Source organism: Actinoplanes sp. NPDC004185 (genome assembly GCF_053603475.1).
Genome location: NZ_JBSGFR010000032.1, coordinates 58,767 through 73,472, shown reverse-complemented (window position 1 = coordinate 73,472; position 14,706 = coordinate 58,767). Strand labels below are relative to the sequence as shown.

Sequence of the window (14,706 nt, the reverse complement as noted above, 5' to 3'; positions counted from 1 at the left end):
CCCCGGGACGCTCCCCGGCGGCCCGGCCGCCTGCCTCAGCCGCTGACCTGGCCCGCCGGATCCCGGTCGCTCCGGTAGAACATGCCCGCGTGCCGGGTGCGCAGCTCCCGCTTGAGCACCTTCCCGGTCGGACCGAGCGGGAGATCCTCGATCACCACCGCGGCCAGGGTGGCCAGCCCGGCCGCGGCCAGCTCCTTGTTCGCCTTCTCCAGGATCAGCTCGGCGGTGGCCGCGGCCGCGCCGGCCTGCGGGCGGACCACGGCGATCGGGAGCTGGCCGCAGCCGTCGGGGGCCGGTACGCCCACCACCGAGCAGTCCAGCACCAGGTCGGCGCAGTCGGCGATCAGCACCTCCTCGATCGGCAGGCTGTAGACCGGCCCGGTCAGGGTGTCGATGACGTCGACCGTACGGTCCAGGTGGTAGTAGTTGCCCTCGGCGTCGCGGCGGGCCACGTCCCCGGTCAGCCAGTAGCCGTTGAGCTCGAAGCTCTCGGTCAGCCGCGCGTTCTTCCAGTATCCGGGCGTCCGGGACGGGGTGATCACGCCGAGCAGCCCGACCGTGCCGTCGGGGAGCTCGTTGCCGTCGTCGTCGAGCACCGCCGCCTTGATCACGGCGTCCTGCGGCATGCCGACGCACCTGTCGTTGCGCGGCGTCTCCGGGGTGGTCAGGCCGCCGAACAGGGCCATGCCCATCTCGGAGGAGCCGAGCCCGTCGATGAACTGCGAGCCCGGCAGGGCGCCGTTCGCGGCCCGGTCCTGCGGCAGCAGCCAGGCGGCGAGCAGCCCGGCCGGGCGCTCACCCAGGCCGACCAGGCGCCGGATGTGGCCGTAGTGGGCGGAGTCGCCGGTGTTGAACCAGGAGTGCACCCGGGCCGCGCCGCGCACCGGCAGGTCGCCGGTGGCCAGCTCGACGAAGGTACGCGGGAACGAGGCCAGCATGGTCGGCTGGAACGCCTCCATCACCGGCTCGACGACGCTGCGGCGCCAGTCGGCCATCACCACCGTGGGCAGGCCGAGCAGGATCGCGGTGAGGAAGTAGCTGAGCCCGCCGGCATGCGTGTGCGGCATCAGTGACATCAGCCTGTCGTACGGCTCGGCGGGGAACCGGGTCATCCGCGCCTGCTTGCCGTCCCAGAAGCTGCGGTGCCCGAGGATGGTGGACTTCGGACTGCCGGTGGTGCCCGACGAGTGGATCAGCGCGCACACGTCGTCGGGCCCGTGCCGGTAGGGGTACTGCTCCGGAAGCGGCGTACCGGTGTCGTCATAGGCCTGGATCTCGGCGGCCGGCGTCAGGAACCGGGGCCGGGTGGCCGGGTCGGCCCGGTACGCCGAGGCCAGCCGCGTGGTGTCGTCCGCGACCACCCCCACGACGCCGACGTGCTCGAGGTAGCGGAGCAGCACGTCCGGCCGCATGGCGTCGTTGATCATCGCCGGGATGGCGCCCAGCGCGGTCAGGGCCAGGTAGTGGATCAGCGGTTCCAGGCCCTCGGCGACCACGATGCCGACCGGGTCGCCGGGGCGGACCCCGTTGGCCCGGTACCACCGGGCGTACCGGTCGCGCAGGGCGGCCAGCTCCAGCAGGCTGTGCCCGCGCAGCGCCACCTGGCCCCGGTGGTCGACGCTGTGCGCGTAGATCAGCGGCACCGCCCGGTGGGGGTTGGACCGGACGGCGTGGTCGAGGAAGTTCCCGGCGCCCAGGCCCGGTTCGGTCATGAACTGCCGGCGCACGTCGAGCGGGGCGATCGGACTGTCGGTCATCGCTTTCTCCTTGCGGTTTCGTGGCTGGACAGGATTTCCGTGGCCACCCGGTGGCCCGAGCGGATGGCCCCCTCCATGAGCCCGAAGAACTCGGTGCTCGTCTCCGTGCCGGCCCAGTGCACCCGGCCGTGCGGGGTGCTCAGCCGCGGGCCGAGCCGCGACCAGTCACCGGGCCCGAACACGGCCGCGTAACAGCCCCGGCTGTACGGCTCGTTGACCCAGTCGCTGACGTGCACGGCGAGCGGCGCCGGCAGCCGGGGGAACAGCTCGGCGACCTGGTGCAGGGCCTCGTCCTCGCGGGCTGCGGGGTCCAGCGCCGCGAACCGGTACGCCTCGGCGCCGGTCACGAACCCGGTCAGCACCCCGGCCTCGCCCCCGGGCGGCGAGTCGTCCACGGTGGACAGAAGGGGGCCGGTGGCGCTCACCGACCACCCGGACAGTCCGTGGGCGTGCCAGTACGGCTCCCGGTAGACGATCTGCACCTTCACCGCGCAGCCCCGCCCGGTGGCCGTGGTGGCCCGGGGCGCCGGCAGGCCCGGCCGGTAGTCGATGGCCTGGGCCAGCGCGGGCGGCACAGCCACCACGACCGCGTCGCCGTGGTAGTACTCGCCGGTGCCCGTGTGCACGCTCACCCGGCCGTCGTGCTGGTGGATCGCGTGCACGGGCCGGTTCAGCCGGACCCGGGCGCCGAGCTGCGCGGCGAGCCGTTCGGCGACCTGGTGGGCGCCGCCGAGCACCCGGTCCTGCTGCGCGCCGCCGTCGAACGCGTTGAGATATCTGATCCCGCCGCCCGAGCGCAGGTAGAGCGCCATGTGCAGCACCGAAACCGAGGCCGGGTCGGCGGCCATCATCTCGCCCAGGAACAAGGGGAAGAACAGCCTCGCGTCCGGGTGGCGCAGGTTGCCGGCCGCCCACTCCGCGGCCGTGACGGTGTCCAGGGCGGCCGCGTCCGGCGTTGACCACGGCGCCTCGGGCCGGACCCGCGCGGTCAGGTCGTAGAGCAGGTCGAACAGCTCGCCGAGCGCGACGGCGTTCAGCGGCGGGAACCGCCCGGCCCGGGTCTTCTCGCCGCTGCCCAGCGCGAAGCGGCTGCCGCCCCACATCGCGGTCGGTGTCGCCGACAACCCCAGCCCGGCCAGCAGCTTGTGCAGTTCGGTGTGCCGGTCACCGAGGTACGCGGCCCCGGCGTCGGCCCACGCGCCCGGCGCCACCTCGATGCCGTGGGTGCGTCCGCCGACCCGGTCGCGGGCCTCCAGCACGGTGGTCTCCACCCCGGCGGCGGCCAGATCGGTGGCGGCGGTCAGCCCGGCCAGCCCGGCGCCGATCACCACGACGCTCATCGGGGCGCCCCCGTGACCGTGCTGGCCAGCGCGGCCGGGGTGGGGGCGAGCAGGAAGTCCTCGAAGGTCAGCTCGACGCCGTGCTCGCGGGCCACGGCGCTGAGCACCCGGGTCGCCAGCAGCGAATCACCGCCCAGGTGGAAGAAGTCGTCCTGCTCGCTGACCCGCGGGTTCTCCAGGACCCGCCGGAACAGGTCGGTCGCCTGGTGGACGTTCATGACAGCATCTCCTTGCTCGCGCGCCGATCGACCTTGCCGCTCGCGGTGTAGGCGAGCTCGGCCACGACGTGGATGTGACTGGGAACCAGGTGGGCCGGGACCCGGCCGCGCAGGTGGGCGGCGATCCGGTCCGGCAGCCCGGTGCCGGACGTGCCGGCCCGGGGGACGACGTACGCCGCGAGGGCCGTGCGGCCCGCCACCGTGACCCCGGTGACCAGGGCCGCGCGGACCGCCGGATGACCGGTGAGGTGCGCTTCGACCTCGGCCGGGTCCACCCGGATCCCGCGGATCTTCACCTCGTGGTCGATCCGGCCGCGGTGGGTGAGTACGCCGTCGGCGGCCCGGGACACCCGGTCGCCGGTGCGGAAGAACCGTCGCCCGCCGACCGTGACGAAGCGTTCGGCGGTCGCCGCCGGCCGGAACAGGTAGCCGTCGGCCAGCGCCGGCCCGCCGATCAGCAGTTCGCCGCCCTCGCCGAGGTGCTCGGCCACGTGCGGCAGGGCCCGGCCGATCGGGACCGGGTCCGGCGCGCCGGTCAGCTCCAGCGCGTGGGTGATCAGGGTCGTCTCGGTGCACCCGTACGTGTTGAGCAGCTGAACGTGCCGCACCGGCAACGCCGACCACTGCGCGACCTTCCCGGGCGCGGCGGCCTCCCCGCCGATGATCACGAGCCGTACGCACGCCGGCAGCGCCTCCCCGGACTCGTGCAGGTGCCCCACCAGCTCGTGCCAGAACGCGGTCGGCAGGTCCAGCACGGTGATCCGCTCCCGGGCGAGCATCCGCAGGAACCGCGGGAACGAGCCGCGGTGTGCGTCCGCGTCGAACACCAGGCACGCCCCGCCGGTGAGCGCGGGCAGGATCTCCTCGAAGCAGGTGTCCCAGTTGAGCGACGCGAACTGCAGCACCCGGTCCTGCGGCGTGATGCCGAACAGCTCGCGCAGGGATCCGACGGTCGTGGCGATCGCCCGGTGCGGAGTCACCACAGGTTGGGGATCGCCGGTTGAGCCTGAGGTGAACAGCACGTAGGCCGCCTCCGGATCGGGGCCGCCGGGACCCGGTGCGGGCCGGCCGTCGGCGCCGATCAGCACCCGGCAGCCGGCGGCGGCGGCCATGGTGGTGCGGCGCTGTTCGGGGAAGCCGGGATCGATCGGGCAGTAGGTGCCACCGGCGGCCCACACCCCGAACAGTGCGGTCACCGTGTCGGCGTGATGGCCGGCCGGGACACCGACCACGCCGGGCTTCGCACCGAGGCAAGCGGCGAAGTCGGCCACCCGGGCCGCCAGTCCGGCGTATGTCAGGTCGACGCCTTCGGCTCTGATCGCCGGGCGATCCGCGTGGACCCGGGCCGCGATGAGGAAGTCGGCGAGCACGCCGCCGAGACGCCCGCGCCACGTCGGCCCGGCCCCGCCAGGACGGGCGCTCATCGCCGGCCCCAGAGCGGATCGCGGCCCAGGAACGCGAGCAGCCGGTCCAGCGGGGGAGCGCCGTCGTCCGCCGGCCGGGCGGGAGCGAACGTCGCTTGTGGACGGCGGCGGCGCGGCCCGTCCGGTACGTCGCGCTCGGCGATCTCCCGGACCACGGTGAGGACCTCGTCGGTGAAGGAGACCGGCTGCCCGATCGCCGCCGCCACGTCCCAGCCGTGCACCACATAGTCGAGCAGGTGGAAACCGAGGGCCTGCCGGGCCGGCAACGAGATCCCGTCCCGGATCATCGGCAGCCAGAGAGTACGGTCCAGCGCGCCCTCGGCCGTGAACGCCGCGGTCACCTCCCGGGCGGACGCGGCGTACTCGGCCCGGGGATCCGCGCCGATCGGGGTGTGCCAGTCCGCCGGCCCGGTGTGCTCGCCCCGGGCCGCCGCGGCGAACCCGCGGTTCTCCCGGATCATGTGCGCCACGAGCTGAGCCACCGTCCACCCGGCGCAGGGGGTGGGCCGGTCCCACTGGTCGTCGCGGATCGCCCCGACGGTGTCGACGCTGTGCCGGACCACGCCCGGGTGCAGGTGCAGGGCCCGCGGCGCCAGCCAGGACCGGGTCATCGCCGACACCGCGGTGCCGCCGGGGTCGGCCAGCTTCGTGCGGACGTACTGCTCGCCCCAGGCGCTCGTCATGATCCGGAACGGGGGCGCGTCGTCGGTGAGCGCGCGGACCAGCACCTCCGCCACCTCGGCCGCGGACTGGGCGCCCGGGTGCCCGCCGCGCGCGACCCAGGCCAGGTAGTCGGCCAGCACCTCGGCGTACGGGCCGGCCCCGGCCAGCAGCGACTCCCGGGTGACCCCGGAGCCGGCGCCGAACGCGGTGCCGAGCACCGGACCCGGCTCGACCATGACCACCCGGACGCCCTGGCTCGCGGCGACCGGCGCGAGGCTCTCCATGAACCCCTCGACCGCGAACTTGGCCGCCGAGTACGCCTCGTTGAACGGCTGCCCGATCAGCCCGCGGGTGCTGCCCACGGTGACGATCCGGCCCCGGCCGGCGCGCAGGAGCGGCAGCGCCGCCCGGGTCATCGCGACCACGCCGAACAGGTTGACCTCCAGCCCGGCCCGGAACGGGGCCATCCCGGCGGTCTCCACACTGGCGAACGTGTTGGCCAGACCGGCGTTGTTGACCAGGGCGTCGAGCCGGCCGTGGGTGTCCAGCACCGCGGCCAGGCACGCGTCGACCGAGGCTTCGTCGGTGACGTCCAGACGCCGTACGTCGAGCGTCACCCCGGCCGCGCCGGCGGCCTGCCGCAGCGGATCCGCGCGGCCCGGATCGCGCAGCGTGGCGATCGTGGTCCAGCCGGCCTGCGCGGCCCGGATCGCGGTCGCCAGACCGATCCCGGAGGAACAGCCGGTGATCAGCACGACCCGGCTCATGCAGCACCCGCCGCGGCGCGTTCCCGGGCCAGCCGGGCGTGGGTGGGGGCCAGGGGAATCCAGGCGAACAGCACCCCGATGAGCGTGCCGCCGACCATGGTGATCCGGGCCGCGTCGAGCACGCCCACCGCCGGGGTGAGCACCTCGACCAGTACCCCGCCGAGCAGCGCCGCGAACGGGATGACACCCCAGGTGATGGTGCGGAACGCGGCGTGCGAGACGGCCTGGTCGGCCGGGTCGACCCGGGCCAGCCGGACCGCCGCGGTGCTGACATTGAACCAGACCATGAACAGCCCGTAGCAGCTCAACGTCACCCCGAGCACGAGCGCGGGGGGCAGCGCCGGTGCGGCCAGAATGCCGAGGCCGGCCAGGCAGTGCAGGAACACGGACCAGGGCATCAGGCGGTCGGCGCCGATGAGGGCGCTGACCCGCTGGGCGAGCAGTGCCCCGGCCACTGCGGCGACCGCGGCGACCGACATCACCGTGCCCAGCGTGGGCACGGACAGTTGCAGCCCCCGGTAGGCCAGGATCGGTAGCACGGTCACGAAGATCGGACCGCCCGCGTTGAGCAGCGTGGTGCCCAGGATGGTGCCGCGCAGCACCGGGTCGTTCCAGTTGAGCCGGACTCCGGCGACCAGCCGGGTCCCCATCGGTTGCCGCTGCTGCGAGCGCACCCCATACGGCCGCATCGCCCGCACGGTGGCCGCCGAGAACAGGAAGGTGACCGCGTCGACCAGCAGCGACGCCACTCCGAGCAGCCGGTACAGCAGCCCTGCGACCGCCGGTCCGATCACCTCGGCGACGCTGCGGCTGGCCTCCAGGTCCGAGTACGCCTGCACCCGGCCGTCCGCCGGCACGATCGCCGCGATGGTGGTGGTGTAGCCGATGTTGAAGAACACCGAGGCGGCGTTCGCGACGACGACGACCGCGAAGACCAGCGGCACGGACAGCACACCCAGCCCGTACGCCACCGGGATGGCCGCGATCGCCAGCACCCGGAGCAGGTCGCACCAGATCAGCGTGCGGCGCAGGTCCCAGCGGTCCACCAGCACGCCCGCGACCAGGCTGAGCAGCGGGATGGCCAGGTACTGGGCCATGCCGACCAGTCCCACCTGGAACGCCGAGGCGTGCAGCACCAGGATCATCACGGTCGGCACCACGAAGATGTTGATCCGGTCGCCGACGGCGCTGACCGACTGGCCGAGCCACAGCAGGCGGAAGTCGCGTCCGAGACCGCTGCGCGCCGTGACGATGACCGGCGTGCTCATGTCGCCTGCCGCTGGACCAGCGGGGACACCTTGCCGGTGCGCTCGTTGTGGATCAGCGCCCCGGTGACGGTGACCGCCAGGGCCTCGGGGTCGCGCTGGAAGGCGGTGCTCGGGCCGCCGAACGCCGAGCCGAGGATGTGGTCGCGGACCCGGCCGGCGAGCCCGTCGGGCGTGTCCCGGGCCGGCACCACCAGCACCTCGCAGGTGCTGCCGCGGGCCGGATACTCGGTGATGACCACCTGGCTCTGCGACACGCCGGGCACCCCGGCCACCTCGCGCAGCAGGGCATCCGCGTTCAGCAGCAGGCCGCGGAACTTCACCTCGCCGTCGCGGCGGCCCAGCACCCGCAGCGCCCGGCCGGGCACCCCGCAGGTGCAGGTGACCCACTCGCCGGCGTCGCCGGTCTGGTAGCGCAGCACCGGGTTGAGGCCGTGCGGCTTGAGCGAGGTGAAGTCGATCAGCTGGTCGGCGCCGATGTGCACGAGCTGCGACGGCAGCGGGTGCCAGGTGTCGTCGGCGCACTGCGGGGTGTTGGTGCCGGCGACCCACGTCTCGGTGCTGCCGAACAGACCCCAGCGGCGCGCCTGCGGCGCGACCACCGGCAGATCCTCGTCCAGGCCGGGGTTCCAGGCCTCGCCGAGCCAGAGCACGGTACGCAGGTCGGCCAGCTTGATCCCGAGCTCGCGGGCCCGGCCGATGATCGGGCGCAGGACGCTGGGCGTGCCACCGATGGAGGTGACCCCGCGGTCGGCGAAGAACTCCAGCCAGACGTCGTACTCGGCGCGGTTGATGGCGCCCAGCCCGATCCCGGTGCAGCCGGTCAGGTCGGCGTACGCGCCCATCAGGTAGTGCGCGCCCCAGAGCTTGCCGGCGCCCCACCCGTTGACGAACAGGTCGTCGGGGCCCAGCGGCTTCCACTGCTCGTACACCTCGGCCATGTACAGCCCGGTGGGGGCGTAGCCGAGCTTGGGCGAGCCGGTGCTGCCGCCACTCTGGAACGTCCAGGTGGCACCGTGCTGCGCCTTGGGTTTGAGGTGTTCCAGGGCCACGTTGAGGTCGTCCTTGCGCATGACCGGCACGTGCACCAGGTCCTCGAGGCTGTCCAGGGCGACGATGTCGGCGTACCGGGCGGCCAGGGCCGGCACCGAGCGCAGCTTGGCCAGGGTGTCGGCGACGGTGGCCACCGCCAGCGGGGCGGCGGAGAAGAATTCCGTGGTCACAGCGCACCTCCGTGCAGTCGCGCGTGCCCGTCCCGGTACGCCAGGAACCGGTCCCGGACGATCGCCCGGTTCTGCGCGACCACCTCGGGATCGTGCGAGTCGGGGCACATGATGGCGCCGTCCGGTTCCACCTCGGACAGCCAGAACCGTTCGCCGTCGTGCAGGAAGTCCACGCAGAAGTACGGCATCGGCAACTTCTCGGCGAAGTAGTCCACCGCCGCGGCCAGCTCGTCCGGCAGCGGCGCGTAGTGCAGCCGCGCCCCGGTGCTGTACTGCGGGTAGCGGGCGCCGTCGCCGGGGATGCGCACCAGCGTGGTGTGCGGCTTCCCGTCGACCATGTGGATGCGGTAGTCGGTGGTGGCCCGGCCCAGGTACGGCTGGAACACCAGCGTGGTGTCGCCGCCCTGGGCGAGGCTGAGCAGTCCCCGCACGTCGTGGGCGTCGTGGGCCATGTTGATGCCGCGTGAGGCGGCCCAGCCGGACGGCTTGACGATCGCCGGGTACGGCAGGTTCTCGACCGCGGGCAGGAACTCGTCGTACAGCAGGTCGCGGCCCGAGCCGATGCGCACGGTCGGCACCGGCGGGATCGGCGAGTCCTTGAGGAACAGCAGGGTGGCCAGCTTGTCGTTGCCGAGCGCGGCCAGCCAGCTCGGGTGCGGCAGGTAGAAGCCGGCGTGCTCCAGCACGGCGTAGAGGGTGAACTGGTTGAACGCGTCCGCGGCCTGGTACGGCAGCGTGTACGGCGACGTGACGAACAGGGTGTCCCGCGGGGTCACCTGGATCCCGTCGACGTACACCTTGGGGTCCCGGGGATCCAGGGCGTCCACCGTCACCGCCTCCGGCGCGGTCCGCTCCCAGCTCAGGCCCAGTTCCTTGGCCACCTCCTGATAGGTGCGCCAGAACGCGGCGTTCCACTGCGCCGCGGTCCGGGTCGACTCTCGGTCCGGGAAGATCCAGCACATGCGCTGCAACATGGGCCGAAGCCTGACCGGCGCCGCTTCAGATCCACCATGGATCCACTGCGCAGCGGATCTGTAGCGAATCTGCAGCGGCCCCGGCCACGGTGGGGCGATGAGCGCTTCCCGAACCGTCGTGATGGTCGATGCGTACGCCCCGACCCGGCGCCTCGCGCCGGTGTTCCACCAGGCCGGCTACCAGGTGGTCCGGGTGCAGAGCACGCCGGAACCGCCGCTGGTGTACCAGGGCGCGTTCGACCTGTCCTCGTACGCGGCGAACATCGTGCACACCGGCGACCTGGAGGTCACGCTCGCGGCGGTCCGCCGGCACGACCCGGTGGCCGTGGTGGCCGGGGGCGAGATCGGCGTGGAGTTCGCCGACCTGCTCGCGGCCGAGCTCGGTCTGCCCGGCAACGGCACCGCCCTGAGCGTCGCCCGCCGCGACAAGTACGTGCAGATCGAGACCTTGCGGGCCGCCGGTCTGCGGGCCACCGGGCAGTTGCTCGTGGAGAACGCGGAGCAGCTGGCCGCCTGGCACGAGGCGCGCGGGGGCCGGATCGTGGTGAAACCGATCCGCAGCGCGGCCGGCGACGGGGTGCACTTCTGCGCCACGCCGCGGGAGTCGGTCGCCGCGTACCGCAAGATCCTGGGCAGCGAGAACATCTTCTCCCGCCGCAACGAGGCCGTCGTCGCCCAGGAGTACCTGGCCGGCGGCGAGTACGTAATGGACACGGTCAGCAGCGACGGCGCGCACCAGGTCACCGACATCTGGAAGTACGACAAGCTCACCGCCAACGGCATCGTCGACCTGACCTGCGGGGTCCGCCTGCTGCCCCGGCACGGCGCGGTCCAGCAGGCACTCGTGCCGTACGCGTTCGCGGTCCTGGACGCGCTCGGCATCCGCTTCGGCGCCGCCCACCTGGAGATCAAGCTGACCCCGTCGGGGCCGTGCCTGGTCGAGGTCGGCGCCCGGATGGCCGGCCTGGATCTACCCGGCTTCTGCCAGCCCGCGCTGGGCGAGGGCCAGCTGGAGTGGATCGTCGACGCGTACGTGCGCCCGCAGCGCTTCGCCGACCGGGTCGGCACCGACTACGAGATCAGACAGCACGTGGTCAGCGCCTGGGCGGTGTCCACCGTGGAGGCGCGGCTCAAGGCGTACCCGCTGATCGGGGTGATCGAGGGCCTGGAGAGCCTCTACGACATCCGCCCGGTGGTGGCCCCGGGCGGCCGGCTGCGGCGCACCGTCGACGACCTGAGCACCCCGCTGATCGTCAACCTGATGCATCCGATCGAGGAGGTCGTCGACCGCGACTTCGGCACGTTCCGCTACCTGGACGGCCCGGCGTTCTACGAGCTGGCCGAGGACGCCTGATGCCGGCCCGGCCGCACGTCGTGGTCATCCACCGCTGGCGGGCCCGCTACGCCGAGTACGCCCGGTACCTCGACCACCGCACGCACGACGTCACCTACGTCGCCACCGAGGTCGGGGCATCGGCGGTGCCCCCGGAGGCGGCCGCGGTGCTGCTGGTCGACGCGACCGACGACCTGCCCGCCGTGACGGAACGGGTCAAGCAGCTGGCCCACGAGTTCGGGCCGCCGGCCGCGATCGTCGCGCTCAAGGAGGACGACCTGCTGGTCGCCGCGCAGCTGCGGCAGGAGTGGGGCTGCGCCGGGTGGACACCGGGGGAGCTGCGCCCGTACCGGGACAAGGTGACGATGAGCGGGCAGGTGGCCGGGGCGGGCCTGGCGGTGCCGGCCTTCACGACCGTACGGGAGGCGGCGACCGTCCGCGCCTTCGGTGACCGGTACGGCTGGCCGGTGATCGTCAAGCCCCGCACGGGCAGCTCCAGCGCCGGTGTCGTACGCCTGGACGGGCCCGGGGACCTGCGTGAGGTGGATTTCACCGGCCGGCCCCGGCTGATGGCCCAGTCGTTCGACCCGCGCCCGATCCACCACGTGGACGGCTACTTCGACGGCGTGGCGCTCGGTCCGTACCGGGTGTCGCGGTATCTGAACACCTGCCTCGGCTTCCGCGGCGGCACCCCGCTCGGCTCGGTGGAGGAGGACGACCCCGGCCTGGTGCGGGCCGTCGGCGCGTACGCGGTGCGGGCCCTGGCCGCGCTGTCCGACCGGCCCGTCGTGTTCCATCTGGAGTTGTTCGTCGACCGCTCCACCGGCGCGTGCGCGTTCCTGGAGGTCGGCGCCCGCGCGGGCGGGGCGGAGATCCCGTTCCTGTGGCGCGAGGTGCACGGCTACGACCTGATGGAGGCGGCGTTCCGGCTGGCGCTGGGCCGGCCGCCCCGGGACTGGCCGGCCACGCTCGCCCACCCCGGCGGCGAGGTGGCCGGCTGGCTGCTGGCGCCCGCCCCGGCGCAGCGTCCGTGCCGGATCACCGGAGTCGTGTCGATGCTGGACCGCGAGCCCGGCCCGTACGCCGAGGCGGTGCTGCGGCCCGGCGAGATCCTGCCGGCCGCCGACGCGTACTACGAGCACGTCGGCGGCCGGTTCCGGTTCCGGGGGCGGACCTCGGACGAGGTGGCGGCCGCGATCGCCGTGACGGCCCGGGACTTCCGGGTCACCGCCGTACCCCTGTGAACAGCCGGGCCGCCAGCCGGCGGTCCGGGCCGGTCACCCGCGGGGCCCGCAGGCAGTCGTCCAGGTAGGCCAGGAACCGGGCGCCCACCTGGGCGTTCAGCAGCAGCCGGGCGCGGCTGAACCGGCTCCCGGTGGCCGCCTCGCACATGATCAGCGCCTGGGCGAAGCGTTCCTGGCCGCGGCCGGCCGAGCCGGTGCGCACCAGCAGGTCGGCGTGGGCGAACAGGGCGATCGTGGAGGCCAGCGGCTCGGTCCCCGGATCGAGCAGATCGAGGGTCCGCTCCAGCATCGAGCCCGCCTCGGCCGGCCGGCCCTGCCGGGCCAGCAGGCTGCCCAGGGCGAACGTGGCGATCCGGACGTGCTCGCTCTGGTCCGCGCCGAGCAGCTGGATGGCCCGTTCCAGATGTCCGCCCGCCTCGTCGGCCCGGGCCGGGTCGGCCAGCAGCGCGGCGCCGAGCTGGGTGTGCGCGGCTCCCAGGGTGCGGCTGTCGCCCAGGGTCGTCGCGGCGGCCAGCGCCGCCTCACACGCCTCGATTCCCACCGCCGGGGTGACCGTGCAGGCCTTGCTGACGAAGTTCCAGGTGAGCTGTGGATCGCCGCGCTGCGCCACCCAGCGGGCCACTGCCGGCAGGTCGCCCTCCTCGGCGCCGATCAGCTCGGGATCGGGCGCCGGCCGGGTCGCGAGCCGTTCGAACGTGGACAGGTACCAGCGGATCGCCCGTTCCTCGGCCACGTCGCGGTCGCTCAGGGCGGCCCCGCAGCGGCGGGCGTACCGGCGGACCATGTCGTACCAGCCGTACCGGTCCGGGCCGGTCTCCACCATCAGGTTGGCCGAGATCACCTCGTCCAGCAGCCGCCGGGTCCGGGTCACCGAGATCCCGGCGACAGCGGCAGCCAGCTCCAGGCTCACCGAGGCCACCGGGAGCGCACCGAGCTGGTCGAACAGCCGCCCGGCGGCCGGGTCGAGACCGGTGCGGGCCTGCACCAGCGCGGCCCGGACGGTCCGCGGGTCGTCGGCCACCGACAGGGTGTCGGCCCGCTCGCGCAGCTCACCGGCGAAGGAGCCGAGCGACTGGGTGGACCGGGCGGCCAGGGTGGCACCGGCCTGGCGCAACGTCAGCGGCCAGCCGCCGCACAGCTCCACCACCTCGGCGCCGCCCGGGCCGGCCAGCCGGCCCGGGCCGACGATCGCGCACAGCAGGTCGCGGGCCAGCTCGCCGGAGAGCGGGCTCAGGGCGACCGTCCGCACCTCGTGGTGCGCGGTGAGCGCGGTGAGCCGGCTGCGGCTGGTCGCCACCAGCAGGCTGCCCGAGGTGGGCGGGACCAGCGGCAGCAGCTCGCCCACGCAGCCGGCGTCGTCGGCGACGAGCAGCACCCGCTGGTGGTACAGCCTGGTCCGGAACAGGGCGGCCCGCTCCTCGACCCCGGCCGGCAGGCGGTCCGCGGGGACGCCGATCGCGAGCAGGGCCGCGCCCACGGCCGCGCCGGGGGACAGGGCCGCCTCCCCGGCCGACCCGTGCAGGTCCACGAAGATCTGCCCGTCCGGGAACCGGTCCGCGACCGTGTGGGCCCAGCGCACCGCCAGCGCGGTCTTGCCCAGGCCCCCGGCGCCGGAGATCAGCACGACCCGGGGGTCGTCGCCCGGCTCCGGCAGCGCGGCGGTCAGCGCGGCCAGGTCGGCATCACGGCCCGCGAAGTGCCCCACGCCGGCCGGCATCTGCGCCGGCCGCGGCTTCGGCTCCACCGGCACCGCGCCCGCCCCGGCCGGGCGCCGCGGGGCCGGATCCTCGCCGCGCAGGATCGCCCCGTGCAGCTCCCGCAGATCCGGGCACGGGTCGCTACCCAGTTCGTCGGCGAGCCGCTCGCGCAAGGTCTGGTACGCCAGCAGCGCCTCGGCGCCCCGGTTCGACCGGTACAGCGCGGTCATCAGCTGGCCGGTGAGGCGCTCCCGCAACGGGTTGGCGGTCACCGCGGCGACCAGCTCCCGGACCAGGTCCGCGTGCCGGCCCAGGGCCAGCTCCGCCTCGAAGCAGGCCTCCAGGAGCGAGACCCGCAGCTCGGCCAGCCGGGCCCGGTCGGCCTCCACCCCCGGTGCGGCCACCCCGCCCAGCGGCTCACCGTGCCACAGCGCCAGCGCCTGCCGCAGCTTCTCCGCCGCGTCGGCCGGCCGCGCCCGGGCTGCCTGCCGGGCCAGCTCCTCACACCGCTGCAGGTCGCAGGCGGCGGCGGGCAGCGCCAGGAAGTACCCCGGGTCGCGGGTCACCAGCGCACTGCCGATCTTGCGCCGCAGCGACGAGATCAGTCCCTGGACGCGGGCCCGGGGTGCCGCCGGCGGCTTGACCGCCCACAGGCTGTCGATGAGCCGCTCGGTGGACAGCACCGTGCCCTCGGCCAGCGCCAGCAGGGTGAGAACGCTGCGTTCCAGCGGGGCGAGCGGGACCCGGGCCCCGTCCGTACGGGCCTCGACCGGCCCGAGCAGTGCCAGCTCCAGCGCCATC

At 74.1% G+C, this 14,706-nt stretch carries 11 protein-coding genes and 1 pseudogene; 2 read left to right on the top strand and 10 right to left on the bottom strand.

Annotation, left to right across the window (positions count from 1 at the left end; translation table 11 throughout):
* Window positions 1-35: 35 nt before the first annotated feature.
* From ACWEOZ_RS29280 to ACWEOZ_RS29240, 9 genes and pseudogenes are all read right to left on the bottom strand, one after another.
* Window positions 36-1,757 carry a class I adenylate-forming enzyme family protein gene (locus ACWEOZ_RS29280; RefSeq protein ID WP_451913880.1) on the bottom strand — a complete coding sequence of 574 codons (1,722 nt, stop codon included), beginning with the start codon at window positions 1,755-1,757 and terminating at the stop codon, window positions 36-38.
* Window positions 1,754-3,097 carry a flavin monoamine oxidase family protein gene (locus ACWEOZ_RS29275; protein ID WP_451913879.1) on the bottom strand — a complete coding sequence of 448 codons (1,344 nt, stop codon included), beginning with the start codon at window positions 3,095-3,097 and terminating at the stop codon, window positions 1,754-1,756. Before ACWEOZ_RS29275 ends, ACWEOZ_RS29280 begins: the two co-directional genes overlap by 4 nt.
* Window positions 3,094-3,315, bottom strand: a complete 222-nt coding sequence (locus ACWEOZ_RS29270; protein ID WP_360555644.1) for an acyl carrier protein — start codon at window positions 3,313-3,315, stop codon at window positions 3,094-3,096. The genes ACWEOZ_RS29275 and ACWEOZ_RS29270 overlap by 4 nt, the downstream gene beginning before the upstream one ends.
* Window positions 3,312-4,739 carry an amino acid adenylation domain-containing protein gene (locus tag ACWEOZ_RS29265; RefSeq protein WP_451913878.1) on the bottom strand — a complete coding sequence of 476 codons (1,428 nt, stop codon included), beginning with the start codon at window positions 4,737-4,739 and terminating at the stop codon, window positions 3,312-3,314. Before ACWEOZ_RS29265 ends, ACWEOZ_RS29270 begins: the two co-directional genes overlap by 4 nt.
* Window positions 4,736-5,350: a TIGR03086 family metal-binding protein gene (locus tag ACWEOZ_RS29260; RefSeq protein ID WP_451913907.1), complete on the bottom strand. Its 615-nt coding sequence runs from the start codon at window positions 5,348-5,350 to the stop codon at window positions 4,736-4,738. Before ACWEOZ_RS29260 ends, ACWEOZ_RS29265 begins: the two co-directional genes overlap by 4 nt.
* Window positions 5,330-6,169, bottom strand: a pseudogene (locus ACWEOZ_RS29255) (SDR family NAD(P)-dependent oxidoreductase); the annotation flags it as partial. The gene ACWEOZ_RS29260 and the pseudogene ACWEOZ_RS29255, both read right to left, overlap by 21 nt.
* Window positions 6,166-7,437: an MFS transporter gene (locus ACWEOZ_RS29250; RefSeq protein WP_451913877.1), complete on the bottom strand. Its 1,272-nt coding sequence runs from the start codon at window positions 7,435-7,437 to the stop codon at window positions 6,166-6,168. The gene ACWEOZ_RS29250 and the pseudogene ACWEOZ_RS29255, both read right to left, overlap by 4 nt.
* Window positions 7,434-8,657, bottom strand: coding sequence for an AMP-binding protein (locus ACWEOZ_RS29245; protein WP_451913876.1), 1,224 nt, complete (start codon window positions 8,655-8,657; stop codon window positions 7,434-7,436). The genes ACWEOZ_RS29250 and ACWEOZ_RS29245 overlap by 4 nt, the downstream gene beginning before the upstream one ends.
* Window positions 8,654-9,631, bottom strand: a complete 978-nt coding sequence (locus ACWEOZ_RS29240; RefSeq protein ID WP_451913875.1) for an ATP-grasp domain-containing protein — start codon at window positions 9,629-9,631, stop codon at window positions 8,654-8,656. The genes ACWEOZ_RS29245 and ACWEOZ_RS29240 overlap by 4 nt, the downstream gene beginning before the upstream one ends.
* A 97-nt stretch (window positions 9,632-9,728) precedes the next feature.
* Here ACWEOZ_RS29240 and ACWEOZ_RS29235 point away from each other — a divergent pair, with 97 nt between their 5' ends.
* Entirely contained in the window at window positions 9,729-10,985 is a 1,257-nt protein-coding gene (locus ACWEOZ_RS29235) for an ATP-grasp domain-containing protein (RefSeq protein ID WP_451913874.1), read from the top strand.
* Entirely contained in the window at window positions 10,985-12,208 is a 1,224-nt protein-coding gene (locus ACWEOZ_RS29230) for an ATP-grasp domain-containing protein (protein WP_451913873.1), read from the top strand. The genes ACWEOZ_RS29235 and ACWEOZ_RS29230 overlap by 1 nt, the downstream gene beginning before the upstream one ends.
* Here the strand turns inward: ACWEOZ_RS29230 and ACWEOZ_RS29225 are convergent.
* Complete coding sequence (locus ACWEOZ_RS29225; RefSeq protein ID WP_451913872.1) at window positions 12,189-14,705, bottom strand: BTAD domain-containing putative transcriptional regulator; 2,517 nt, start codon at window positions 14,703-14,705, stop codon at window positions 12,189-12,191. The genes ACWEOZ_RS29230 and ACWEOZ_RS29225 overlap by 20 nt on opposite strands.
* Window position 14,706 lies beyond the last annotated feature (1 nt).